The sequence below is a fragment of the Arthrobacter sp. BE255 genome (assembly GCF_031457335.1).
Lineage (GTDB): Bacteria > Actinomycetota > Actinomycetes > Actinomycetales > Micrococcaceae > Arthrobacter.
Window position 1 is genome coordinate 208490 of record NZ_JAVDWK010000006.1, and the last position, 25688, is coordinate 234177.

Here is a 25688-nt window from a genome sequence, read left to right on the forward strand (position 1 = left end):
CCGTGACGCGCGAATTTGATCCCGTAAAGCTCTCGGTTCTTGCCAACGCGTTTGACGGCATTGTCCGCGAAATGACCAGTGGCCTGCTGCGTTCGGCCCGTTCCTCCGTCATCAACACCGCCCGCGATTTCTCCTGCGCCGTGTTGACAGCAGATAACCAGCTGCTCGCCGCGGCGGAAGGCGTCCCCGTGCACGTCTTCGGAGCCGGCCCGCTCGGCGAAGACATGGTCGAACTGCATGACGAGATCCGGGAAGGCGATGCCTTCCTGCACAACGACCCCTACCGCGGGAACTCGCACGCAGCCGACCACGTGATTCTGGTGCCGATCTTCATCCACGGGCGGCACCTCTTCACCGCCGTCACCAAGGCACACCAGGCCGACTGCGGCAACTCGTTGCCCACTACGTTCTTCGCCACAGCCCGTGACGTTTACGAGGAAGGTGCCCTGATCTTCCCCTGTGTACGGGTCCAGCGCGACTACACTGACATCGACGACATCATCCGCATGTGCCGGTCCCGCATCCGCGTACCGGACCAGTGGTACGGCGACTACCTCGCCTCGGTGGGGGCCTCCCGGATCGCCGAGCGCCGCATCCACGAACTCGCCGAGAAATTCGGCGTCGAAGACCTGGTGGACTTCGTGGACGCCTGGTTCGACTACTCCGAGCGCCTCACCGCCAGCGCCATCGAGACGCTGCCCGAGTACGTCCTGCACGGGACCACCGCCCACGACCCGTTCCCGGGCACCGGCCCCGATGGCGTGCCCCTGCAGGCAACCATCGAGGTCAAGCCCAAACAGGGAAAGATCACCATCGACCTGCGGGACAATCCGGACAACCTTCCCAACGGCCTGAACCTCACGAGGGCGACGGCGACAGGTGCGGCGCTGGCTGGCATCCTGTCCGGCATCCCGGAGAACCTGCCGAGCAACGCTGGAACTTTCCGCAGGATAGAGGTGCTGCTGCGTGACGGCTGCGCCGTCGGCGTCCCCAAACATCCCTTCTCCTGCTCATCAGGCACCACCAACCTGGCAGACCGAGTCGTGAACCTTGTCCAAGCCGCCTTTTCGCAGATCGACGACGGCTACGGCACCGCCGAGGGAGCTGCCGGGCAGGCACCCGCAAAGTCAGTCATCTCCGGAATCGACGAACGCAACGGCAACGCTTATGTGAATCAGATCCTGGTCGGTGGCGTCGGCGGTCCCGCAACGCCATTCGTTGATGGCTGGCCGACCTACCAGCGGCCCGTCTGTGGAGCACTTCTCTACCACGACAGCGTTGAGGTAGACGAGCAGCGCTACCCGATCCTGGTCCACGAACGTACCCTGATTGCCGACTCCGGCGGAGCCGGCAGGCAGCGGGGCGGACTGGCGACGCGGGTCACCATGGAACCCCGGGCCGAAAGCGTGACCATCACCTACGGCATTGAGGGCAAACTGAACCCACCCAAGGGCGTCCGGGGCGGGCACGATGGCGCTGTACCGTCGGCCTGGGTTGAAGACCTCAAGACCGGCGAACGCCGCGAGATCCCCGTGGTGGGCCGCTACGATCTGCAGTCCGGCGAAAAGGTAGTGTCCATCACTCCGGGTGGTGGCGGATACGGGGACCCGCTCGAACGTGACGTCTTGGCGGTCCTCGATGACTACCGTGAATCAAGGGTTTCCCTCGAAGCGGCGGTTGCCGAATACGGCGTCGTGATCACCGAAGGCGCCATTGACGAAGCGGCCACGGCAAAGACCCGCCAAGAGCGTCTGGCCAGTTAGAAGTACCAGCCCTAGCAACTGATTCCGGGGCGGGGTATATTCCTCGCCCCGGAAGGTTTCACCAACTACTGACGGAGATCCACATGGAACCCATTCGAGTCGGCATTATCGGCGTCGGAAACGTTCTCAACCAATACCTGGACAAGATCGGCGTCCACCCGGACGTCGACGTCGTGGCACTGGCAGACGTTAACGCGGAGGCCGTGAAAGCCCGGGCAGCTGAATATTCGGTTCCCAAGGCCCTCACCCCGGACGAACTGCTGGCCGCTGACGAGGTAGAGCTGGTCCTCAACCTCACCCCGCCGAAGCTCCATGCGCCCGTGACTCTCCAAGCCATCGCCGCAGGTAAGCACGTCCTTTCGGAAAAGCCGTTTGCCACCTCCCTGGAGGAAGCGCGCCAGATCCTGGACGCCGCCCGCGAGGCTGGGGTGAAAGTGGGGTCCGCTCCCACCACCTTCCTCGGTTCCGGCATGCAGACCAGCCGCAAGCTCATCGACGACGGTTGGATCGGCGAGCCCGTGGCTGCCTTCGCGTCCTTCGCATGCCGCGGCTACGAGCACTGGCACCCCAACGTCGACCCGTTCTACAGTCCCGGAGCCGGCCCAATGCTTGATATCGGGCCGTACTTGATCACGAACCTTGTGAATTTCTTCGGCCCGGTCAGGCGGGTTTCTGCAACAACGCCACGTTCATCAGAGACCCGGCCCCGTCCCGGCAAAGAGGGCGAAGTTATCCAGATCAAGACCCCAACGCACGTCACCGGCACCCTCGACTTCGAGTCAGGCGCGACCGCTACAGTGATTGTCAGCTGGGACATCTGGAACCACAATCTGCCTCACTTGGAGATCTACGGAACGGGCGGCTCGCTGGCGGCACCAAACCCGGACCACTTCTCCGGGGCGCCCGTGCTTCGCCGTGGCGAGCCCGGTGACCTGGCGTTGGACATGACTCCTCCCGGAGGCGGTGATTGGCGGGAAACGCCCATCACCCACCGAGATGACGCCTACCGGGGCATCGGTCTGGCCGAGTTCGGCTACGCTATCCGCAAGGGTGTGGAGCCGCGTACCGGCGGCGATTTCGCCTACCACGTGCTGGAAGTCCTCCTCGCCTTTGAAACGTCGTCAGAGCAAGGCCGTCACATCGAGATTGAAAGCACCTGCGAGCGGCCGCGGCCCCTGCCGTCGGTTGGACCCCAGGAGCCTTACCGCTTCGACTAAAAAGCCCATAAAACAACAGCAGCCGACGGCGGTACTTACGTGCCGCCGTCGGCTGCTGTTTTTGTGCCCCCTGGGCAGGACGCGTATCAAACTGGGACACACCAGGGCCTCGCCGCAGTGAAAACCTGATGTTCGGGCGAATCGGTTTGCAAATGCCGACGCACCTACGAATTTAGGAGATCGCATGACAAGCACAGCCGCTGCTGACACCGGCACCGAGGTCGACATCAAGGCCGTCCGCCGCCGCACTGTAGCACAAGCAATCGTTGAATACCTTCAGGTCCAATACAGCGAATTGGACGGTGAACGGAGGCGCCTGGTCGCCGGCATGTACGGCATCTTCGGACACGGCAATTCCGTCGGCATGGCGCAGGGAATCGACGAGTATGGCGTGGACTTCCCCCACTACCAAGGCAAGAACGAGCAGTCAATGGTCCACGCGGCCATTGGCTTCGCGAAGGCTTCCAACCGCACAGCAACCCTCGCCTGCACAGCGTCTGCAGGTCCAGGGTCCACGAACATGGTTTCCGGTGCCGCCACGGCAACTACCAACCGGCTTCCGGTGCTCCTGTTCCCAGCGGACATCATCAATAACCGCTTTGGTGATCCTGTGCTGCAGCAGATCGAACACCCGGTAGAACGGGATGTCTCTGCCAACGACTGCTTCCGTCCCGTCAGCCGCTATTTCGATCGGATCACTCACCCGGCCCAGCTGCTGTCCACCCTCCCTGAGGCCATGCGTGTCCTTACCGATCCCGTGGAAACCGGCGCAGTTGTGGTCTGTCTGCCACAGGACATCCAAGGTGCAGAATTCGACTTCCCGGAATCATTCTTTACCCCGCGTGTATGGCACATCCGTCGTCGTCCGGCGGTGGAGGACGAGTATCGCGATGCTGCCGAAATCATTGCGAACGCCGAGCGCCCCCTGCTGATCGCAGGTGGTGGGGTCCGTTACTCGAAGGCGCAGGAGGAGCTGGCACGCTTCAGCGCCGAGTTCGGCATCCCGGTGGCCGAGACCTACGCGGGCAAGGGAAGCGGCCCGGTCAGTGAACTCAATCTGGGCGCCCTCGGCGTGACCGGCACGGTGGGGGCCAACGAAATCGCTGACGGCGCGGATGTTGTCATCACTGTAGGCTCACGCCTCCAAGACTTCATCACTGCATCACACTCACTGTTCCAGAACACCAACGTGAAGTTCGTGAACCTCAACGTTGGCTCATTCGATGCCCACAAGATGGGCTCATTCCCCGTCATTGGCGATGCCAAACTGTCCCTTGCCTCGCTGCGGGAACGCCTCGCAGCCGTTCACTATGGCACGTCCGATGACTTCCGCAGCGACATCGCGGACGCCCGGAAGGCCACCTTCGAGGTACGCAAGCGCGACCTTCAGGCATTCCCCGGTGAGAACATGAGCCAGGCCCAGGTGATCGATGTGCTGAACCGCACGACAACCAGCCAGGACGCCCTGATCCTGGGCTCTGGCGGTGTGGTTGAAGGCATCCACAAGGCCTGGGATCCGTCCAACGGCACCGAGATCCACTTCGAGTACGCCAACTCCTGCATGGGCCATGAAATCCCGGCAGGCCTCGGCTACCGGATCGCCCGCGGGGACGCACCAGGCGAGGTGTACGTCCTGATCGGTGACGGCACCTACTTCATGCAGCCTACCGAGCTGGTCACGGCGGTACAGGAACGGAAGAAGATCATCACCATCGTGATCGACAACCGCGGGCACCAGTGCATTTGGCCGCTCCAGGTGTCGAAGGGCGGCCCTGGCCGCGAGTTTGGTACCCAGTACCGGGAACGCAGTAAGGAGTCCGGTCGCCTCGACGGAGCAATTCTGGAATTCGACATTGCGGCCAACGCTGCCAGCATGGGCTGTGCAGCCTGGTCCACCTCCACAATTGAGGAGTTCCAGGCGGCGCTCACGGAGGCCAGGGAAGCGGACGGCCCCGCAGTGATCGTGGCCCGTGTGGAGCCTTGGCGCTACCTGTCGGGCACCGGCGCTTTTTGGGATGTTGGAGTTCCCATGACCTCGCAGCGTCCGGGCAGCCAGGAGGGGACGGCGAAGCACCTGGAAGGCCGTGCCCGCCAGCGCTTCTACGCAGCTACGACCGCACCTGACGCGCGCTAGGCGCACCGGGCGGGACCGCCACACTGCGGCCCCGCCCGGCGTATTACGGGGCAAATCCCGTTTCGAATTTTCTGACAAGGAGTATCCACCATGAGCGCATTTGCCGTTATTGATCCGGCCACGGGAACCACCCACGCGCAGTACCCGGCGGCCACAGGCGCAGAGGTCGAAGCAGGCCTCAGCGCAGCGCAGAAGACGTACCAGGAATGGTCACGCACCACCACCGTGGCTAAACGGGCAGCTCTTGCCAAGCGCCTGGCCGAGTTGTTTGTGGAGCGCAAGGACAAACTTGCGGCCATCATCAACCGTGAGATGGGCAAGCCCCTGCAGCAGGCAGTAGGGGAGGCCGAGTTTTCCGGCGCCATCGCCGCAGCCTTCGCCGAGCACGCGGAGGAATGGCTCGCGGATGAAGACCTTGAGGTTGCCGACGGCTTGCGGAGCTTCTTCCGGTACCAAGGCGTGGGCGTGATTCTCGGCATCATGCCGTGGAACTACCCTTACTATCAGGTGGCACGCTTCGCCATCCCCAACATCATCCTGGGCAACACCGTCATTGTCCGCCACGCAAGCCAGTGTCCGGAGTCGGCACTCGCGCTGGAGGAGCTCTTCCGCGATGCAGGCTTTCCGGAGGGCGCCTACGTCAACCTCTTTGCCACTCACCTGCAGATCTCGGACATCATCGCGGACGACCGCGTCCAAGGGGTCTCCCTCACGGGTTCGGAGCAGGTAGGAGCGATCGTGGCCGAGCAGGCCGGGCGTGCCCTGAAGAAGTGCGTGCTGGAACTCGGCGGCGCTGATGTGTTCATTGTGCTGGACACCGATGACGTGGACCAAGCTGTTAGGAAGGCCGTCATGGGCCGGATGGGCAACACAGGCCAGTCCTGCAATGGTTCCAAGCGGATCGTGGTGCTGGACAAGTACTTCGATGAATTCTCAGAGAAGTTCAAAGCCGCTATCGCCGGCCAATCCTACGAGAACGGTGATTTCGGTCCGCTCTCTTCTGATTCAGCCACCAAATTCCTCAAGGAGCAAGTGCAGGGAGCCCTCGACCAGGGCGCCGAAATCCTGGTGGGCAACAACCAGCCCCAGGGCAACGTCTTCACTCCGACAGTGATCACCAACATCACTCCCTCCATGGACATCTACAGCGAAGAGCTCTTCGGCCCCGTGGCGCAGCTCTACAAGGTCAGCAGCGACGAGGAAGCCATCAAGCTCGCGAACTCATCGCCCTACGGTCTAGGTTCTGTACTGATCTGCGACGATGGTGAGCGCGCTGAGCGCGTCGGCAACCAGCTCGACGTCGGAATGGTCTTCGTTGGCGCCTACGACCTCAGCGGGGCCGATGTTCCGTTCGGTGGTGTCAAGAAATCCGGCTACGGACGTGAACTGGGCAAAGTAGGCATGCTGGAGTTCGCTAACAAAAAACTGTTCCGCTTCGCGAAATAGCGCAATCTAGGCATTGTGCGGGGAACGGTTGCGGAAAGAGCTTCTACCCAGCCTCGGCACCATTCGCCAGCACGCCGCGCGGGCGAATGGTGCCGGACATCAATGACGACGACGAACAGGGGATGTTAAGGCTGATGACCAATTCGCCAGCAACCGGTTCTGACGAGGATCGAGCCCATGCGTCCTGGACACGGGACGGCGCCTCGCTGCGCCTTGCCCCAGGACCCTACTTCGGCAGCTATGGCGGCCGATGGATGCCAGAATCACTGATCGCCGCCCTCGATGAAATCGAGGACACGTTCCAGAAGGCCAAAGCCGATCCGGACTTCATCGCACGTCTCGAGGACCTCAACGAGAATTATTCGGGCCGGCCGTCCCCCCTGACCGAGGCCCAAAACTTTGCAGTGCACGCCGGCGGCGTCCGGATTTTCCTCAAGCGCGAGGACCTGAATCACACCGGCTCACACAAGATAAACAATGTGCTGGGCCAGGCGCTCCTTGCCATGCGGATGGGCAAGACACGTGTAATCGCCGAGACGGGCGCAGGCCAGCACGGTGTGGCAAGTGCCACCGCCGCAGCCTTGCTGGGCCTCGAATGCGTCGTCTATATGGGTGCCCAGGACTGCCGCCGGCAGGCGCTGAACGTGGCTAGGATGAAACTCTTGGGAGCCACGGTGATACCGGTGACCACTGGGTCCCAAACTCTCAAGGATGCCATCAACGAAGCCCTCCGGGACTGGGTGGCCAACGTTGACGGCACTCATTACATCCTGGGGACGGCAGCCGGCGCCCACCCGTTCCCGGCGATGGTCCGGTACTTCCATCAAGTTATCGGTGACGAAGCCCGCAAACAGATACTGGAGCGGACCGGCCGGCTGCCGGATGCGGTTTGCGCCTGCATTGGCGGCGGGTCCAACGCCATCGGTATCTTCCACGGTTTCCTGGATGACCCCGCAGTGAAGATCTATGGCTTCGAAGCTGGTGGCGCCGGCGTAGAAACCGGTAGGCACGCGGCCCCGATTACTCTCGGTCTGCCGGGTGTCCTGCACGGTGCCCGGTCTTACCTGATGCAGGATGACGACGGTCAGACCATCGAGTCGCATTCCATTTCTGCAGGACTGGATTACCCCAGTGTCGGGCCCGAGCACTCCTACCTGGCTGACATCGGGCGGGTCACCTACGAGCCGATCACAGACAGCGAAGCCATGGAAGCGTTCGGTCTCCTGTGCCGCACCGAGGGAATAGTCCCCGCGATCGAGTCCGCTCACGCACTTGCCGGTGCCATCAAGGTGGGACAGCGGATGGCAACCGAAGATGGGGGCGCGAGCAACGTGAACGAAAAGGTGGTGATCGTGAACCTATCGGGGAGGGGTGACAAGGACGTGGCGACCGCTGCGGAGTGGTTTGATCTTGCGAACCAGGACTCAGACGAGGCCGCTGCCGGCAAAGAGCAGTAGACAGTTATTGCAGAAGAGGGAGGCCGGATCATCGCGATCCGGCCTCCCTCTTCGGCAATGGCGGGTTGTGGGCTCAGGCCTGGTAGGTCGTATTCCCCGAGACTTCCGGGATCTCGACCCAGTCGCCGGAACCCGCGCTGCGCAACGAGGCATCCACGAGTTCGGAGGCTGACCATCCGTCCGCGACGGAGGGACCAAGCTGCTTTCCTTCCGCAACTGAACGCAGGAAAAGCGCCGCCTCAATGGTCTTGAGATCGTTGAATCCGATTCCGGGCCCGGGGCCGGGCTGGAAGCGGCCGAACTCGCCGAATGACGGCGGTGTCATGATGGTGCGGTAGCCGCTGCGGTCCGTGGCGAGCTCAAGCTGGTTCATGCGCTCGAAGTTCCACCGCAGGGAACCTTCAGTGCCGTAGACCTCGATGATGTATTCGGCATGGGGTCCGATGGCCACGCGCGTGGATTCGAACATGCCGATAGCACCGCCTTCGAAGCGGGCCAGCATGGCCGTGTAATCTTCGTTTTCCACCTTCCGGGTGACGTCCGAGGCCTGGCCCATGTCGAATGAATTCGAGGAGTTTCCCGCCGGCAGGGGCCGGTCCTTGATGAAGGTCTCCGTCACGGCATTCAGCGACGTTATGCGGCCCACCAGGAACTGGGCGAGGTCGAAGCCATGGCTGAGGACGTCGCCAAGGACGCCGGATCCTGCTCGGGCCTGCTCATAGCGCCAGGTGAATACCTGGCTTGGATCCGAGGCGTATCCGGTGAGGAGACGGATCTGCACGTTGGTGATTTTGCCAAGTGTTCCCGACCGGATCAGCCTGCGGGCTTCCGCCACTGCCGGGGCGTGCCTGTAGTTGAACCCGACTGAAGTGATGAGCCCTGCGGCCTCAGCGCCTTGTGCAATCTCGCGGGATTCTTGGGCGCTGCGGCCCATGGGCTTCTCAATCCAGAAGTGCTTGCCAGCCTCGATGGTGGCAAGTGCTATTTCGTGGTGGAGGAAGTTGGGAGAGCATATGGACACAACGTCCACTTCCGGGTTTTCCAGCACCTTGCGGTAATCCGTGGCCGTTTCCTTATAGCCGAGTGCGTCTTCGGCATGATGGCGGCCAGCGTCGTCGGGGTCCGCGGCAATCACCAATTCAGGATGTCGCGGCAGTTCCGGAAAGAACTGCTTGGTTGCCAGGTACGCGCGCGAATGCAGCCTCCCCATCCATCCGACCGAAATCAAGCCAACCCCAATGCGGTTTTGCTGTTCCAAGAGCACTCCTTAGTCTCTGCCGCTGTCCGGCGGTGCTGTGCCGCAGACTGGCGGCATCTGCTGATCAGCCTATGGACGCTGGCTGCGTGCTCTGTGTCTCAATGTGAGACAGCCGGAGACAGGGGAGCGCTGTTTTAGTGGAACGTACTAGCCAGCCACTGCCAAGCAAGAGGAGCCCGTCGCCGATGATGGACCGCGACCAACAACTTCGAACGGAACCCCTTCGGGTTCTCATCACTGGTGCAACCTCCGGCGTTGGGGAATCGACGGCAAAGCATTTCGCGAAACGCGGTGCTCGGGTGGCGCTGCTGGGACGGCGTTCTGCGGAGCTGCAGCGCGTGGCTGCGGAGATCGGCGCCGATGCCCACACCGTGGTCGCCGATGTCTCCGATGCTGACGCAGTCAGGAACGCCGTCCGGAGTGCGATCCACGCACTGGGCGGTTTGGACGTAGCGGTCAACGCTGCGGGCGTAGCCGGGCATGTTGCTTTGGAGGACCTCACCGAGGACCACTGGCAGGAAGTGCTGCAGACGAACTTGTCCGGCACCTTTTACGTAGCACAGGAGGCCGCGCTCCATATGCGGCGGTCCGGGGGAGGCTCGATTGTCAATGTGGCCTCCGACCTCGCCGCCATGGGCGTGCCGGGGCTTGTTCATTACTGCGCGTCCAAAGCCGGCGTTGTGGGACTCACCCGCGCCCTGGCGCTGGAACTCGCGCCCCTTGTACGGGTGAACGCCGTCTGTCCTGGACCGATTGACACACCCATGGTGCGGGCGGGCCTGGAAGCAGCGCCGGATCCGCTCGCGGCCCGGAGGTTGAAGGAAAGCACCGTGCCGCTGAAGCGCCTCGCGGAGCCGGACGAGGTGGCCGCCGCAATCTACTTCCTGGCCGTCGAAGGAACCTTTGCTACCGGAACCAGCATGGCGTTCGACGGCGGCACATCAGCTGCGTAGGAAACGCCACCAATTACCTGTCAAGACCGAACAAGCCAAGGAGCTTAAAAGGATATGGAAGAGTCGAACTACAAGGACCTCCGCAGTGCGCGGTGGTTCGCGCCGCACGACCTCACCGGATTCGTTCACCGCACAGCAATCCAGGCCGAGGGCTTCTCGCGCTTTGCCCTCAAGGACAAACCGGTCATCGGCATCGCCAACTCCTGGTCGGAGCTGGTTAACTGCAACATCCACTTCAAGCTGCTGGCAGACGCCGTCAAGCGCGGTGTCCTGATGGCCGGCGGACTGCCGCTGGAATTCCCCACCATCTCGCTGGGCGAAAGCCTCATGAAGCCGTCGGCTATGCAGTTCCGAAACCTCATGGCCATGGACGTTGAAGAGTCCATCCGCGCCTACCCGCTGGACGCAATCGTGCTCCTGGGCGGTTGCGACAAGACAGTCCCGGCCCAGCTCATGGGTGCCGCCAGTGCGGACGTCCCCACCATCATGCTGACCGGCGGGCCCCAAGAGCCCGCACACTTCCGAGGGAAGCAGCTCGGGGTAGGCACCGACACCTGGAAGTACGCAGATGAGCTGCGGGCAGGGAAGATCACCGAGGCGGACTTCGACGAGCTCGAGTCCGCCGCGAAACCATCTGCCGGACACTGCAGCGAGATGGGCACAGCCTCCACCATGACGTCCCTCGTCGAAGCACTCGGCATGTGCCTGCCGGGTACAGCGTCGATCCCTGCGGTAGATGCGCGTCGCGCCCAAGCGGCGGAAACCACCGGCCGCCGTGCAGTGGAGATGGCTCTGTCTCAAGGGCCAAAGCCCAGCGAAATACTTACAAAAGAGGCCTTCGATAACGCCATCACCCTCCTGATGGCAGTGGGCGGGTCCACCAACGCCGTGGTGCACCTCCTGGCACTCGCAAGGCGCGTCGGCTACGAGCTGCCTTTGGACCGCTTCCACCAGATCTCCCAACGGACCCCTCGCATTGTCAACGTCCGCCCATCCGGCGAGTACCTGGTGCAGCAACTGTTCCAAGTCGGCGGCATCTCCACCGTACTAAAGGAACTGGCGCCACTGCTGAACAAGGACGCCATCACAGTCACAGGGGAGTCCCTCGAGAGTGGCTACAGTTCGGCCCCCGAACCTGACGGCGTCGTCGTCAGTACTCTCGCAGCCCCCTTCGATGCCTCCGGCGGCATCGCCGTCGTCCGCGGCTCCCTGGCGCCCAACGGAGCGGTCATCAAACGGAGTGCTGCGTCCAAGGATCTGCTGCAGCACAAGGGCTCAGCAGTGGTATTCGAGGACATCTACGACCTGGGACGCAGGATTGACGATCCCGAGTTGGACATTACCGAAGACTCCGTTTTGGTCCTGCGCAACAGCGGGCCGGTAGGAGCTCCCGGAATGCCCGAATGGGGCATGCTGCCCATTCCCGAGAGGCTCCTCCGTCGCGGTATCCGCGACATCGTCCGCATTTCCGATGCCAGGATGAGCGGCACCGCATTTGGGACCACAGTGTTGCACGTGTCTCCCGAGGCCGCCGTGGGCGGACCGCTGGCGATTGTCCGGGACGGGGACCCCATTGTGCTCGATGTTGAGAACCAGCGCCTGGACTTGGACATCCCTGCCGAGGAGATCGAGAGGCGACTTGCGGAACTAAATCTTCCAGAACCGAAATACCGGCGCGGCTACGGACGGCTCTTCATCGACCACGTGAACCAGGCCGACCAAGGCTGCGACTTCGACTTCCTCAAGGGCCTTCCCGACGAGGAGCCACAACGCTTGCCGTACGGCCTGATGAGCGGTTGGCAGGGCGGCTGGTAAACGGCAGCAAACTCCAAACGCAAGAACAAACGGGGGCTGCTCCTGAAAGGCGCCCCGGGAAGGGGAAGGTGTGTCACAACCAAAAGTGATAGCGATTGTTCAGGAGGGCCGCCCGCTTCCTCCGCTGGAACGGCTGGAAGCCGAAGCAGACGTTGTTGTGGTCCGCACCGCAGACGAATTCCGGGCTGCGCAGCCCGGTGCGGAGATCCTGTTCCTCAACGACTTCAGGACCAAACTCCTGCGTGAGGTGGGGCCGGGGGAACTACGCTGGATACATACCTCAAGCATCGGTGTTGACAGCCTGATGACGGACGAAATCATCAACAGCGACATTGTTGTGAGCAACTCCCGCGGCGTATGCGAGCGGCCGATCGCCGAGTGGGTCCTGGGCGTCCTGCTGATGTTCACCAAAGACCTGCGCCGCACCATAGAGCTGCAGCAGGCGCGCACCTGGCAGCACCGCGAAACCGAGCCGCTGCTGGGACGGAAAGTCCTGGTGGTGGGGCCGGGTCCGGTTGGCCGCGAAACAGTCCTCCTCCTGCGCGCTGCAGGAATGGACGTTACTGTTGTGGGCCGGTCTGCCAGGAATGATGCGCAGCTGGGTTCCATCTCCGGCTTTGATGAGCTTGACCGGCTCCTCGGCCAAGCCGATGACGTGGTGCTGACACTGCCACTCACAGAAGAAACCCGTGGCCTGTTCAACTCGTTGCGGTTCGGCAAGATGCGGTCCGGGGCCCGCCTGGTCAATGTCGGCCGCGGAGCGGTGGTGGTGGAGCAGGATCTGCTCGATGCCCTTGACGAGGGACACCTGGCCGGGGCGGCGTTGGACGTGTTCGAACATGAGCCGCTGGATGCCGGGAATCCGCTGTGGAGCCGTCGGAATATCCTGGTCTCGCCGCATGCCTCTGGTGACCTCATCGGCTGGCGGGGGAGAGTAGTGGACTGCTTCGCCCGGAATCTCAGGTTGTGGAAAGCGCACGAGCCGCTAAAGGATGTGGTGGACCTGAAGAAGCTTGGTCTGGCTGCTCCTGCCCTGTCGGCTGAAACGCCCTGATCCAAGCCACCCCCGTGGGGTATTCCGGGAACCGGAAAACAGGCCGGAATGCCCCATGGGATCCTGTGTCCCAAGCTGGTACAGTGCTCCCACGATCCCCGTCGATAGTGTGATTCAGCACTCAAAAATTTCGTGACGAGGATTACATGTCAAGCACAATAAGAGTTACGACGAAAACGCCGACCCAAACCCAGGAACACAAGCTCAGCGGCAATATGGGAGTGGGTGAGCTGGTGATGAACGTGCTCGCCTTCTCCTCCCCGCTGACAACAGTTGCAGGCACCTTGCCTGTGATGCTCCTTTTCAGCGGTCACACGGCGCCGGGTATTTACCTTCTGGTGACCCTGATGCTGCTGATTTTCTCCGTTGGCTTCGTGAAGATGAGCCGCAGCGTTGAAGCGCCGGGCGGGTTCTACTCGTTTGTCACTGCCGGCCTGGGTAAACCCGCAGGCCTCGGAGGGGCGCTGCTGGCCCTCTTCGGGTACGTCTTCATTGGGTTCTTTGCGCCCTCCCTTTTCGCGTTGACTCTCCAAAGCTTCGTGGTGAACACGTTGAACGGCCCCGACATCCCGTGGTACTGGTACGGGCTAGGCATTATCGCCATCACCACACTCCTTGCCTATAACCGCATTGATCTCTCGGCGAAGGTCCTGACGGTCGTCATGCTGCTGGAATCGGCAGTTGTCGTCGTCTTCGACTTCGCGGCTTTCGCCACAGGGTCCGGTGTAGTTGTCCAGGGGATCGGATTCTCGATGCCGTGGATCACGGATGCCGGGTTGGGGCTGGCACTGCTGTTCGCCGTCGGAAACTTCTTCGGGTTCGAGGCGACGGTTATCTACCGGGATGAAGTCAAGAATCCGGACCGCACTATTCCCCGGGCCACCTACATCGCGGTAGTGGGAATCGGGTTGTTCTACGCAGTGGCGGCCTGGGCGTACACCGCGTTCATCGGGGCAGACAAGGTTCAGGGTGAAGCTGCGGCCAATACGGTGAACCTCTTCAATGATGGTGCCACGATCCTGGTTGGCAAGATCTTTGCGGACATCGCCGTTGTCCTTCTCATCACCTCGATCCTGGCGTCAATGCTCTCGATCCAGAACATCGCCGCGCGGTACAGCTTCTCGCTGGCAGCTGACGGGGCGCTGCCCTCCATGCTCGGCAGGGTCCACCCCCGCCACAAGTCGCCCTATGTTTCCGCGCTGGCAGTCGGCCTCGTGTGGGCCGTGGCCACAATGGTCTTCACCGTGGTGGGAGTTGCTCCCGAGCTCCTATACCCCATTGCCAGTGGCAGTGGAACATTTGCGGTACTCCTCCTGATGTTCATCACCAGCTTTGCAGTTCTCGTGTATTTTGTCCGACGCCGCAGTTTCGCTCCGGAGTCCGTCTGGAAGACCATCGTCGCTCCCATAGTCAGCGTGGTCTTCCTGGGCCTGATCTCATATTTGGCAATCACTAACTATCCCGAACTCATCGGCGGTTCCGCGTTGATGACAGCCATCTTCATGACCTTCACTTTTGCTTTGTTCTTCGGCGGGATTGCTTATGCATTCCTGCTGCGGTCCAAACGCCCGGACATTTATGCGCGCCTGGGCCGGCAAAATCTGGACTAACATTCCCTTTTCCGCATACAAATGCATCGGAGATCTGCAATGACGCAACAGATCAGAATTGGCCTGTTCGGAACCGGACGTATAGGCCAAGTACATGCCATAAGCGTGGCTACCCTGGACGAGGCAACGCTGTCCTGGGTATGTGATCCATTCATCGAAGGCGCAAAACAAACAGCTGCCGAATTCGGCGGTCGGGTGACCGACGATCCTGATGAAGTGTTCGAATCCGGCGAGATCGATGCTGTTATCGTTGCCTCTCCCACGGCGACTCATTTGGACCTCGTGGAGAAGGCGATCGACGCCAACGTGCCCGTGCTTTGTGAAAAGCCCATCGACCTGGAAATATCCCGGGTGAATGCCTTCCGGGATAAGGCCGCAGCATCAGACGTTCCGGTAGCACTTGGATTCAACAAGCGCTTTGACCGGCACTTCGTGGAGCTGAAACGCCGTGTGGCCGCCGACGAAATCGGAGTTTTGGAGCAGCTGCTCATCACCAGCCGGGACCCAGGGGAGCCCCCGGCAGCCTACCTCCAACAATCCGGCGGAATCTTCCGGGATATGACCATCCACGACCTTGATATGGCGCGGTACTTCATTCCCGACATTGTTGAGGTGTCGGCACGGGGCGCGGGCGTCTTCAGTGAGGGCATACGCGAGGCGGGCGACTTCGACTCAGCGGTAGTCACCTTGCGGGGTTCCAAGAATGAACTCATTACGATCCTGAACTCGCGTCACTCGGCGTATGGCTACGACCAGCGCATCGAGGCGTTCGGTTCAGCCGGATTGCTCCAGGTAGGCAACAAGAACGACAGCCTGGTGCGCCACTGGGGGTCCAGGTCCGTCGAATCGGCCGGTCCCTACCAAAACTTCTTCCTGGAACGCTATGCGGAGGCGTACCGCCTGGAGGTAGCCGAATTTCTCCGCGCGGTCCGCGGGCTGCCCTCGAGGAGCCCAGGATTTGAGGACGGCCGCGCAGCGCTGATCCTTGCCGACGCTGCTGAACAATCTGCCCGGACCGGTGCTGTGGTAGCAGTGGACCTCACGTGACCGGCCAATGAAGCCGCCTGCTCTGGGCCGCGGATGTTTCGCAACAACATCTGCGGCCCAGAGCAGGCCTTTTTCTTTCAGGCATCGCGAAGAACCAACTAAGACGAGAGGCGCAGTAGGCCGGCATGGGGGTAGTTGATGGGGCAAAGGAAGAGATGCAGGCAGATTGGACGCCAGCAGCGGCCTTTTGGGAGATAGCCGAAAGCGGGGATGCAGTCCGCCTGCAAAAACCGGGCTGGCCACCGCACGAGGGATACGTAGACGACAAGACTCCCGACGGGGACATCGTGTGGGTTGTCCGGGTGGGTGAGCTTCGGCTATTCCACAGAGCCGACGGTTACAGCCTGATTGTTTGTAGATAAGTCCAAACTTTTGCAAGCAGTTCTAAGCCGGACAAATCGTAAAACCTAATTGAATCGATTCATTCGTCGTGTTCCAAAGTGGCACACATGCCGCAATGCCGAATCCGTCAAAGTTCAAGTAAGTGAAAAAGTGTGGTGAGCGTCACGCGGACTTGGCGTCTTTAGAAAGCCCAGTTCTGCACAAATCAGACATCAGAGTTTGATTGACCCTTGCTGAATGTGATTCACGGGTTCGTTTGCATTTGCCCTATCAATCGAGGATGAAATGACCGATGCACCACCGGCGACACCTCCACTGGTCGCCCTTAAGGACATACATAAGACATTCGGGGCGGTCTCCGCATTACGCGGCGTCAGCATCGATGTCCAGCCCGGCGAAACCTTCGCGCTACTTGGCGACAACGCCGCCGGCAAGTCGACGCTCATGAAGGTACTCACCGGCGTTTACCAACCCGATCAGGGTTCCATCGAGCTGGATGGAAAAAGGACGGAGTTTCCCACGCCGTCCGCCTCCCGCGACCAAGGGGTGGAGATGGTTTACCAGGACTTTGCCCTGGCAGACAACCTGGATGTTCGTACCAACATTTTCCTTGGGCGGGAACCGCAAAAGAATATCCTCGGCCCATTCCTGCGCATCATCGACCGCAAGAGAATGGAAATTGAGACCAAACGGGTGCTTGAACGCCTGGACATCCCCATTAACCCCCGGCTCAAGGTCAAGCGGCTCTCCGGTGGCCAGCGGCAGGCGGTCGCGATTGGGCGAGCACTGGCCTTTGATGCCCGGCTGATCATCATGGATGAGCCGACCGCCAACCTTTCCGTCGCGAAAGTGGACAAGCTCATCGAGGTGACCCAGCGTCTTAAGGACCTGGGAATTGCCGTCATCATCATCACGCACCGGCTGGACGAGGCTTTTGCCGTGGCCGACCGATTCGCCGTCATGCGCCAGGGACGAGTGGTGGGACGTTTCCGTGTGGGAGACGTCACCGAGTCACAAGTGGCGCACCTGATTTCCCACGGCACCTTGGACGACTATGTCGACGACGGGAACGGTATCCCTGAAGAGCGACGCAAGATCGGCAGCACCTCATCCTTGCCCGTTGTCAACGCAATGGCAGCACGTGGAACGACGATCAACGGGAGCGACTCGTGACCCTCACAATGGATAACCTCAAGGCAAAGCTGGGGCCTGCGGACCTCAAAGGCGGGTCCGCCGCCACCAAGGTGAAGCGCTTCATAGGGGACTATGGCATACTCGTGTTCTTCGTGCTGATTGTCGCCTTTCTGGCTTTTGCTGCTCCCAACTTCCTCACGCTGAACAACCTGGTCAACGTTGTCAGGCAGTCGTCCATCATCGGACTTATCGCCTTGGGCATGACGTTCATCATGATCACAGCCGGCATCGACCTCTCGGTCGGCTCCATCGTGGGCCTCGCCGGGATGACGTTCGCCCTGCTTGCCCCAGCCAGCGGTGGCGCGTTCTGGTTGCCGCTGATAGCGGGCCTGGGCGTAGGCCTGCTGGTGGGTTTCCTCAGCGCGGCGATGGTGGTGTGGGGAGCCATCCTGCCCTTCCTGGCAACACTGGCCACTATGGCCATAGCCCGCACGGCCGCCCTGGTCATCACGAACGGGCAAGTGGTTTCCGGCCTGAGCGGGCCGGCCGAATGGCTGGGGTCAGGCTTCGTCGGTCCCATTCCTGTCCCCGTGATCATCTTCTTGCTGGCCGCGCTGATCTGTGACTTCGTTTTGAGCCGCACCAAGTTCGGTTCGCACGTCTACGCCGTTGGTGGAAACGAGGAATCGGCCAAAAAGGTGGGAATCTCCACAAGCCGGGTACTTTTCACCGTGTACCTCATCGGCGGTGTCACCGCCGCACTGGGTGGCCTTGTCCTGACTGCACGTCTGGATGGTGCGGCCCCTGTCGCCGGTACCGGTTACGAGCTTCAGGTGATCGCCGCGGTCGTGATTGGCGGGACGAGCCTCTTTGGTGGCGTCGGCACCATCCGCGGAACCGTAGTGGGGGTCCTCCTGCTAGGTGTGGTGATGAATGGCATGAACCTGCTGGGCGTGTCCTCTTATTTCCAGCAAGGCGTACAGGGCGTCATTTTGGTGCTCGCCGTCCTGCTGAATCGGTGGAAGTCGGACTGACCGGCACCCCCACCACGCAACAAAAAAATCTCCTTGAGCACAAACAAAACCACCGAAAGGAACAACCATGAGCATGCCACGTAAGATCGCCGCGGCGGTCGCCATGATGGCTGCGGGAGCCCTCACCCTGACAGGGTGTGCCGGTAGCACCAATGCAAGCAGCAGCGGCGGGACAGAGAAGACCTACAACATCGGCGTTGTGGTGCTTGACCTGCAGGACCCGGACCTGGCCCACATGACGGACGCCATGAAGAAGACGGCTGATGAAAAGGGCGTCCAACTCAACATCACCGACTCCAAGAAGGACGTCGGAAGTGAACTCAACCAGGTCGAGGACCTCCTCACCCGCCAGGTTGACGCCATCATCATGCAGCCGTTGGACGGCGACGCCAGCCAAAACGCGGCCAAACGGGTCATCGCCGCCAACATCCCGCTGTTCATCCTCTCCACCGAGTTCGCCGAGGGGGCGGACGTTGGATACAAGAGCTACATCGGCGTGGACGATACCGTGGCAGGCGAAATGCAGGCCGAATACCTGAACAAGACACTTCCGGAAGGCGGCAACATCGTGTTCGCCGCTGGCATCTACGGAGCCTCCTGGACGGATCGCCGGAAGAACGGCTTCGACAGCAAGATCAAAAAGAACTTCAAGGTCGTGGCGGAATTCCAGGCGAAGGGCAGCCGTGACGATGCCAAGCGCAATATGGAGGACACCCTCCAGCGCTTTGGCGCCGGCCAGATCGACGCCGTGGTGGCCAACAACGACGAGATGGCCATTGGCGCAGCCTCCGCCATTGCTGACGCGGGCCGGACAGCCGAGTTCAAGGCCGTGGTCGGCGTAGACGGTACGGAACCGGCACTTCAGGACATCAAGGCCGGCACAATGTCGGCAACGGTCCGTCAGGACTCTGCCGGGCAGGGCGCCAAGGCCGTTGAGGTTGTAACCGACTTCCTCAAGGGCGGAAGCGTGGAGAACCGCTACACGCTGCCGTTCACACTCATTACCAAGGACAACCTTTCCGAGTTCTTGAAGTAGACAGTTCCATCATTCCAACGGGCACAGCGGATCCATCCGCTGTGCCCGTTCTGTTTTGGCACACCCCAGCGTGCTCCGTGCCTGCCTACACTTCCTGCGGACCACTACGAATGGAGAATGCGACCATGCCCCATGGCGACGACGGTGACACGAATCTGAGGCAGTTGCTCTCCCGGTTGAAGGATCACGGCATCGAGGTGGACGACTCCCGGCGAAGGCGCTCTGAGTACTCCTATGATGCATCCAACTATCGGGTACGGCCTGCCGCCGTCGCCTTCCCGAAAGACGTCCACGACGTGCGGACAGTTTTGCGGGCATGTTCGGCCATGGGGGTGCCGTCCACCGCACGCGGCGGGGGTACCTCGATGGCGGGGAACGCTATAGGCGACGGTTTGGTGTTGGACCTTTCCCGCCGGATGAAGACGGTTGGAACCCTCGACGCCGACCAGGCGACGGTCTGGGCTGACGCCGGGGTTGTCCTCGGCGAGCTGCGCGTGCACGTTGAGAAAGCCACCACAGGGACGTTGACGTTTGCACCGGACCCTTCGTCGCTAACACGTGCCACAATCGGCGGGTCCATCGGGAATGACGCCTGCGGAAATCACTCGGTGGCCTATGGCCGGATGAGCGATCACTACCGGGAAGTGGAGCTGGTCACGGCTGACGGTGCGTACCTCAGGGCGGGGCGGGATTTCCTGCGCGCCGTTGACGAAACCGATTCCCATTCCGTTGCCCGGGCCCAGGAGCTTCTGGAGGGTCTGAAAGCGCTGGCGGCGGCAAATCTGGCGTCCCTTCGTGTGGAGCTGCAGACCATTCCCCGGCAGGTCTCCGGGTACCACGTTGGCCATCTGTTGCCGGAGCACGGCTTTGATGTGGCACGTGCGCTGGCCGGCAGCGAAGGTACGTGCGCCGTTGTTGTACGGGCGAAGTTGGGCCTGGTGCAGAAGCCCCGAACCGTAGCGCTGCTGTGCCTTGGCTATAAGGACACCATCGATTCTGCACGCGATGTGATGACCATCCTGTCCGCAAAGCCGAGCGCCATCGAGGGCCTGGACGCATCGATCGTGGACATCATGCGGCACCGCCGCGGAGCGGCCAGCGTGGAGTCGTTGCCGGAGGGCAAGGCTTTCCTCATGGTCGAGTTTTCGGATGACACCCTTCAGCAGGTGGCCGCTTCCTGCGGAGACCTGGTTGGCAAGCTTCTCGTCGACGGCCGCGTTGTTGACCACTTGATCGTCACTGAGCCCCTGGAACGGGCCAAGCTGTGGCGGGTGCGCGAAGACGGCGCCGGGCTCTCATCACGTCGGATCGATGGAGTGCAAACGTGGCCCGGGTGGGAAGATTCAGCGGTTGCCCCGGAGCGGCTTGCCGACTACTTGGCGGATTTGCTCCCACTGGTGAACGGGTACGGCTATACGGCTTTTATGTATGGCCACTTTGGTGCAGGGTGCGTCCATATGCGGTTGGATTACGATCTGCGCACTGAGTCCGGGATACGCGTATTCAGCGACTTCACCCGTGAGGCGGCCAAGCTGGTGGTGGCCCATGGCGGTTCGCTGTCAGGAGAACACGGTGACGGTCGGGCGCGGAGCGAATTGCTGGAGGTGATGTACTCCCAAGAGATGGTTGGCATCTTCAAGGCCTTCAAACACCTCTGGGATCCGGCAGGAATCCTCAACCCCGGGATCATCGTCGACCCGGCACCTTTCTCTGCCTCGCTTGCTTTGGAAGGCGTAGCAAAACCCGGCCCCACCCACGATGAGCTGACCGCAGCCCCGACGGCCGCCGTCGTATCTTCCTCCGGAGACCGTGCCCTGCTCCCGGTGGCGAGTCCGTTCGTCGGGAACACCCACGCCTGCATTGGTGTGGGACGGTGCCGGTCCACCACCGGCGGCTTCATGTGCCCAAGTTACCGGGCAACGAAGGATGAAAAGGATTCGACCCGCGGCCGGGCCCGGGTGTTGCAGGAACTGACCCGGACCCAAGGCAGCAGCAAGGACGGCTGGTCGAGCGCGGAAGTCCGGGAGGCACTGGACCTCTGCCTGTCCTGCAAGGCCTGTTCCACTGACTGTCCCACAGGCGTGGACATCGCTGAGGCCAAGTCGGAACTGATTGACGAGCATTATCGCGGGCGCATCCGGCCCTTCACGCACTATTCCATTGGCTGGTTGCCCCGGTGGCTCCCGCTGCTGACGCGCATGGCGCCCTTGGCTAATGTGGGGACAGCTTTCGGCCCCTTCCGGCTTGTGGGGGAATGGTTGGGCATCAGCGCCCGACGACGACTCCCGGCCTTCGCGGCGAACGGAAGGATCCGAAAACGGGTGCGGGAAGCCGAATTTGCGGACAACGCCGACGTCCTTTTGTTCATCGACAGCTTCACACGCGCATTCAGGCCCGAGGTGGTTCCGGCTGCAGCCCGGGTGCTCCGCGACTCCGGGAGCTCCGTGGGGTGCACTCCGGACGTTTGCTGCGGCCTCACTTGGATCTCCACCGGGCAACGTGATGGGGCCAGGCGGCGACTGGCCCGGTTGATCAGGAAGCTCGACGACGGCACGGACCGGGATATCGTCGTCATCGAACCCAGCTGCGCGGCGACCATCCGCGACGAAGGTCCAAAACTGGTGGGCGGCGCGGCTGCTGCCAGGGTCGCGGCAAGGGTGCGGTCATTCTCCGTAGCTGTGGATGAAGCCATCAAGCGGGGGTGGAAGCCGACGGCGATGCCGCCAGTAACAGCCGTGCTGCAAACCCACTGCCATGAGCATGCAGTGTTCGGTTCAGGTGCCCAGAAACGCGTCCTGGAAGCCTGGGGAGTTCGACACCTCGTGGAATCGTCCTCCTGCTGTGGCGTGGCCGGTAACTTCGGCTTTGAGGCCGAGCACTTCGATATGTCCATGAAAGTTGCCGAGCACTCCGTCATACCGGCCCTTTCGAAGGGCGACGCAGACGCCCTTGTTCTCACCGACGGCTTCAGTTGCGCCATGCAGGTCTCGCAGATAGACCCCCGGCGCTCGAGCAAGCACCTCGCCGTGGCGATGGACCCTGACAATGCCAGCGGGGAACTGTAGGTGGAATACTTCGGAATTTTCCTCATTTTGGTGGCGGCCGGGTTGGGCTTGGTTGGCCCACATGTGGGCAAGCCCGCCCGTCAACCGCGAAACATGGCCAACATGTGGGGCATCCCATTTGTACCACCGGGTGCAGCAGCTTTTTTAATCGCAGCGGCAGGGTTCTTTATGTTTGTCACGAGCATCAGCTCACGATGAGCCCGTGCTCATCAGCAGTTGTGTCTCAAACTGACACGATCGGCGTTGTTTCCCACCGCGCATTCTGGGAGTGACCAAAAGGCACAACTAGTTTTTGAGGGTTGATCCCGATGATGAACAGGAAGCTCGCACAAGGACGGCACGTTGAATGGCTGCGAGCGTCGGCACACTACGACGAGACGAATCTGGGAGAGCGGACTGATCAGCAGTCGAAGCGCTCCGGCAAGATCGTCCATCGCCTTCGACAGAACATCGTGGAGGGTCGCGATATCCGCGATGCCAATCCCTGGCCGTCCCCGGGTTCTTAGCCGCCAAGACTGCGGGGATGCGTGCGTGGCAGCCTTCGTGTGGCTGGGCTCCGGCACGGCCGCCGAGTGTTTATTCGTGTTCGTGACGGAGTCACTTCCGGACGGCAGTCTGTGCACCAAAATGCTGTATCAAACTGACACGTTGGGTTCGGCGGTCCGCAGCGGATGCTGGAAGCGAGCCAGTGGGGCTCTCAGCTCTAGCGAGTTGATGCAGATGATTCGCAGAATCAAGGTGAGGGAAATGAAGGCTCGACAAACTTACAAAACGCACAGAAAGCATGCCGCACTTTCCGATTGGCGCGAACTTCGATGCGGTGAACTGGTGAACATCTTGATGAACGCACAGATCATCGCCCGGGGCCAAGTGGAAGAAGTGTCGGGAAGCGGCCGAGTTCTCTGGATCATGGATGAGAGATCCAAGACTCAGGCTTTTCTTAGGTCGGACGGCGTCTTTGTTCAAAGATATTGATTCCCAACAGTCATTTGTGTGGTTCTGGGCAGAACGCACTGCCCGAAGCTCAACCCGCTGGCAACCTGGAGCGGTTACAACAGCAAAGAATATGGCTCTCTGCTCTGCGGCTCACGCCGCCGGTCTCGGTAGAAGGGACCCCGCAATCGCAACTCCGCAAGTCAGATGTGCAGCCCTTGGGCCGCGACGGTACCGGGTAGACGGCGTCATCGGCTGCAAAGCACTGGCTCGGCCATTCGATGCCGTCTGCCATAAGAAGGGCGAATCTACCGAAACCGCGGAAGGACTTACGAAATGGGACTTCACTTCCAGCACGACTGGTGGCCAGCAGTGGGCCACGATGTAGAGATAAGGCACAACGGGAGAGTGGTTCGAACCGGTCACGTGGACGCGGTCACCGCGGATGACGAAATTCTCTGGGTCCAGCACGATGGAGCCCGCCATCGAGAGCTCTTCGAAAAATCTGAGGGGTTCGAAGTCTGGATGGAGTGCACAGGAGCAACACAGCACACACCAATCTTCCTTTGACGAGAGTAAAGCTCGGGACACTTGTACAGCCCCTAGGACAGCACGTGGCTATGCTCAGGTTCCTACAGTATCCAGCTCAGCCATCGTGTTCCTGCCGGAATCATCTATGAATGCGTTGATCCCAGCTAGCCGAATGATGCTTGGGAGATCCGGGCAGCGTGACCAAGGCAGGAAGCGCCCGAGCTATACAGAAGGCCCGGGAGCAGCTGTCCATGAACGCCCGCATGAGCCGGCCCGCGTCAGTGAATTGTCCGTGGATTGGTGCGGCCTGGGATCCGGTGATTCGAGTGTATCGGCACGCTGTCTTGGTTTTGTGCATCTAGCCAGGAGGGCGCCGCCCGTACCGAGGATCCTGTACCTGCCGCGTGCACGCCTCCGATACAGCTGACACTGGTTTTGCTGCGAAGCATGTTGGCAGAAGCGTTTTGGCCTAGTCATGTGGGTGTGGGCCCAGAAGCTCATGAGATGGGTGAGGAGGTGTCGTCACATGATGGTCTTCATCGTTGGCCGGTTGCGGCAGCCGCTGAGTGCTGCCTTCCATGCGGAAGGCCTCACCCGGGACGTGGGGCCGTGGCGAACTCGGGCATCGTCGCCGTGTTGCCAACGCAAAGACAAACCGCGTTCCCTCAGAGAGGGAGCGCGGCTGGCGTTGTGGGCTCTGCCCAGAACGACCATTCTCGGGTGTGCACATTGTGCACACCTTTGCTGGCGGACTGGGTTGTATATGGGTCGGACCGGCCCGGATTCCGCATGTTTCCGCGGGATCCGAGTGTTTGCAAGGGCTGGAATGCGGTTCGAGTCCCACCTCGGGCACGTATTCCCCCTCGTCAGAGGGGGTTTTGCTTTTAATGTGTTGACATTGACCCTCCGCGGGTTCCTCTGACTCTGGCCGCGGTCTGTGCCTGGCGCCGCGGTTACCTATGAAATTGTGTGGGTGACGGGGTCAGGGACCCTTGACTGGTGGGCCCTCCGCCTGCTGCATCTGGGGTTATCCGTCCTCTTTTCTGGTTGGTTGTCGTGGCCGTTGTTGGCCATCACTCATTCATAGCCAGATGTTGTGTTGACGACATGACCAAGGTCTATTTGCCGTCCTGGATTTCCCGCGTAGTGGGGCTCCATTCGGACCATGCCGAGTGCGCGCAACGCCTGTTTGTCCGGCCAAAGGTGGTGTTGACACTGTCAACACTTGGTTGACGGCCAACTGTCTGGCTCGCATCGTGATCTCCTCCGCAGATTTTGTTGCTGATGGCAGTTCATGCTTCCGGCCCTCCCGGGGTACATGACCTGCGTGGAACCTGGGCAAAGGAGAGTGTGCTGGTGTCGTGGCAAACGTGCCGTCGAGGGCCGCAACTCGGGCTGACGGGCCTGTGCGCCAATGGTTGTAAGAGTGGGCATGCCGGGCCCTTCGGGTTGTGTGTGCTTTGATATCTCTCTAGGGAGCCGCGGACCGGGCCGACATGACATCACGTTGAGATGTTGGCGAAGCCGCGCACTGAAAGCCCCGATGAGGCGGCTGGATGGCCACTTCGCTAGATGCCCTGCAGGTTGGTGGTTCCTGGCGCGGAGGGCTTGAGGACGCAGGCCTGGTGGACCGCAGGCAACAGAGCCCCAGAGCCGGTGAGGAATGATGGTGTGTGGGATCCGGACTCTCTTCCGGGCAATTCTGGTCTGCTTGCTCTGTCATACGGAGACTGAGGACTTGACGCATCAGGCTCGCAGGACCCGGGGGGACCTCACCTCCACTCAGTGTCACGGCGCCACTCACTCCCGTCCACTCCTCGCTGCCCACAGGATCATAAAGTGCAGCTTCGGTGCGCATT

Annotated in this window: 16 protein-coding genes; 15 read left to right on the forward strand and 1 reads right to left on the reverse strand. The window is 61.4% G+C overall.

Annotated elements, in window-relative coordinates; translation table 11 throughout:
* The first annotated feature begins 2 nt into the window (after positions 1 to 2).
* From J2X42_RS12845 to trpB, 5 genes are all read left to right on the forward strand, one after another.
* Positions 3 to 1763 carry a hydantoinase B/oxoprolinase family protein gene (locus tag J2X42_RS12845; protein WP_310165687.1) on the forward strand — a complete coding sequence of 587 codons (1761 nt, stop codon included), beginning with the start codon at positions 3 to 5 and terminating at the stop codon, positions 1761 to 1763.
* Between the two features lie 83 nt (positions 1764 to 1846).
* Complete coding sequence (locus J2X42_RS12850; protein ID WP_310165689.1) at positions 1847 to 2980, forward strand: Gfo/Idh/MocA family oxidoreductase; 1134 nt, start codon at positions 1847 to 1849, stop codon at positions 2978 to 2980.
* A gap of 184 nt (positions 2981 to 3164) precedes the next feature.
* On the forward strand, positions 3165 to 5114 hold the full coding sequence (gene iolD, locus J2X42_RS12855; RefSeq protein ID WP_310165693.1) for a 3D-(3,5/4)-trihydroxycyclohexane-1,2-dione acylhydrolase (decyclizing): 1950 nt from the start codon (positions 3165 to 3167) through the stop codon (positions 5112 to 5114).
* 90 nt (positions 5115 to 5204) lie between these two features.
* The gene (locus tag J2X42_RS12860; RefSeq protein ID WP_310165696.1) at positions 5205 to 6560 is read left to right on the forward strand and encodes an aldehyde dehydrogenase family protein; all 1356 of its coding nucleotides are present in this window, start codon (positions 5205 to 5207) and stop codon (positions 6558 to 6560) included.
* A gap of 134 nt (positions 6561 to 6694) precedes the next feature.
* Complete coding sequence (trpB, locus tag J2X42_RS12865) at positions 6695 to 8017, forward strand: tryptophan synthase subunit beta (protein ID WP_310165781.1); 1323 nt, start codon at positions 6695 to 6697, stop codon at positions 8015 to 8017.
* Positions 8018 to 8090: 73 nt separating this feature from the next.
* On the opposite strand, the gene J2X42_RS12870 is transcribed toward trpB, so the two are convergent.
* A complete protein-coding gene (locus J2X42_RS12870; protein ID WP_310165699.1) occupies positions 8091 to 9275 on the reverse strand; it encodes a Gfo/Idh/MocA family oxidoreductase in 1185 nt (394 codons plus the stop codon).
* 185 nt (positions 9276 to 9460) lie between these two features.
* Between J2X42_RS12870 and J2X42_RS12875 the strand changes: the two genes are divergently transcribed.
* The 10 genes from J2X42_RS12875 (at position 9461) to J2X42_RS12920 (ending at position 23340) form a co-directional block, all read left to right on the forward strand.
* Positions 9461 to 10228 (forward strand): SDR family NAD(P)-dependent oxidoreductase, encoded by a 768-nt coding sequence (locus tag J2X42_RS12875; RefSeq protein ID WP_310165701.1) that lies wholly within the window; start codon positions 9461 to 9463, stop codon positions 10226 to 10228.
* A gap of 54 nt (positions 10229 to 10282) precedes the next feature.
* Positions 10283 to 12043 (forward strand): IlvD/Edd family dehydratase, encoded by a 1761-nt coding sequence (locus tag J2X42_RS12880; protein WP_310165704.1) that lies wholly within the window; start codon positions 10283 to 10285, stop codon positions 12041 to 12043.
* Between the two features lie 70 nt (positions 12044 to 12113).
* Entirely contained in the window at positions 12114 to 13097 is a 984-nt protein-coding gene (locus J2X42_RS12885) for a D-2-hydroxyacid dehydrogenase (protein WP_310165706.1), read from the forward strand.
* Between the two features lie 146 nt (positions 13098 to 13243).
* Positions 13244 to 14707 carry an APC family permease gene (locus tag J2X42_RS12890; RefSeq protein ID WP_310165709.1) on the forward strand — a complete coding sequence of 488 codons (1464 nt, stop codon included), beginning with the start codon at positions 13244 to 13246 and terminating at the stop codon, positions 14705 to 14707.
* 39 nt (positions 14708 to 14746) lie between these two features.
* Positions 14747 to 15754 carry an inositol 2-dehydrogenase gene (gene iolG / locus J2X42_RS12895; RefSeq protein ID WP_310165711.1) on the forward strand — a complete coding sequence of 336 codons (1008 nt, stop codon included), beginning with the start codon at positions 14747 to 14749 and terminating at the stop codon, positions 15752 to 15754.
* 627 nt (positions 15755 to 16381) lie between these two features.
* Positions 16382 to 17269 carry an ATP-binding cassette domain-containing protein gene (locus J2X42_RS12900; protein WP_310165714.1) on the forward strand — a complete coding sequence of 296 codons (888 nt, stop codon included), beginning with the start codon at positions 16382 to 16384 and terminating at the stop codon, positions 17267 to 17269.
* Positions 17266 to 18264 (forward strand): ABC transporter permease, encoded by a 999-nt coding sequence (locus tag J2X42_RS12905; RefSeq protein ID WP_310165715.1) that lies wholly within the window; start codon positions 17266 to 17268, stop codon positions 18262 to 18264. Before J2X42_RS12900 ends, J2X42_RS12905 begins: the two co-directional genes overlap by 4 nt.
* Before the next feature lie 67 nt (positions 18265 to 18331).
* Positions 18332 to 19300: a sugar ABC transporter substrate-binding protein gene (locus tag J2X42_RS12910; protein ID WP_310165716.1), complete on the forward strand. Its 969-nt coding sequence runs from the start codon at positions 18332 to 18334 to the stop codon at positions 19298 to 19300.
* A 125-nt stretch (positions 19301 to 19425) separates the two neighbouring features.
* Positions 19426 to 22365: an FAD-linked oxidase C-terminal domain-containing protein gene (locus J2X42_RS12915; protein ID WP_310165717.1), complete on the forward strand. Its 2940-nt coding sequence runs from the start codon at positions 19426 to 19428 to the stop codon at positions 22363 to 22365.
* 531 nt (positions 22366 to 22896) lie between these two features.
* The gene (locus J2X42_RS12920) at positions 22897 to 23340 is read left to right on the forward strand and encodes a hypothetical protein (protein ID WP_310165719.1); all 444 of its coding nucleotides are present in this window, start codon (positions 22897 to 22899) and stop codon (positions 23338 to 23340) included.
* Positions 23341 to 25688: the final 2348 nt, after the last annotated feature.

Bases quoted from the DNA above. Each gene is read 5' to 3' on its own strand.
- J2X42_RS12910 (WP_310165716.1), top strand. From the start codon at position 18,332: ATGAGCATGCCACGTAAGATCGCCGCGGCGGTCGCCATGATGGCTGCG.
- trpB (WP_310165781.1), top strand. From the start codon at position 6,695: ATGACCAATTCGCCAGCAACCGGTTCTGACGAGGATCGAGCCCATGCG.
- J2X42_RS12915 (WP_310165717.1), top strand. From the start codon at position 19,426: ATGCCCCATGGCGACGACGGTGACACGAATCTGAGGCAGTTGCTCTCC.
- iolD (WP_310165693.1), top strand. From the start codon at position 3,165: ATGACAAGCACAGCCGCTGCTGACACCGGCACCGAGGTCGACATCAAG.
- J2X42_RS12900 (WP_310165714.1), top strand. From the start codon at position 16,382: ATGACCGATGCACCACCGGCGACACCTCCACTGGTCGCCCTTAAGGAC.
- iolG (WP_310165711.1), top strand. From the start codon at position 14,747: ATGACGCAACAGATCAGAATTGGCCTGTTCGGAACCGGACGTATAGGC.
- J2X42_RS12890 (WP_310165709.1), top strand. From the start codon at position 13,244: ATGTCAAGCACAATAAGAGTTACGACGAAAACGCCGACCCAAACCCAG.
- J2X42_RS12875 (WP_310165701.1), top strand. From the start codon at position 9,461: ATGATGGACCGCGACCAACAACTTCGAACGGAACCCCTTCGGGTTCTC.
- J2X42_RS12880 (WP_310165704.1), top strand. From the start codon at position 10,283: ATGGAAGAGTCGAACTACAAGGACCTCCGCAGTGCGCGGTGGTTCGCG.
- J2X42_RS12850 (WP_310165689.1), top strand. From the start codon at position 1,847: ATGGAACCCATTCGAGTCGGCATTATCGGCGTCGGAAACGTTCTCAAC.
- J2X42_RS12860 (WP_310165696.1), top strand. From the start codon at position 5,205: ATGAGCGCATTTGCCGTTATTGATCCGGCCACGGGAACCACCCACGCG.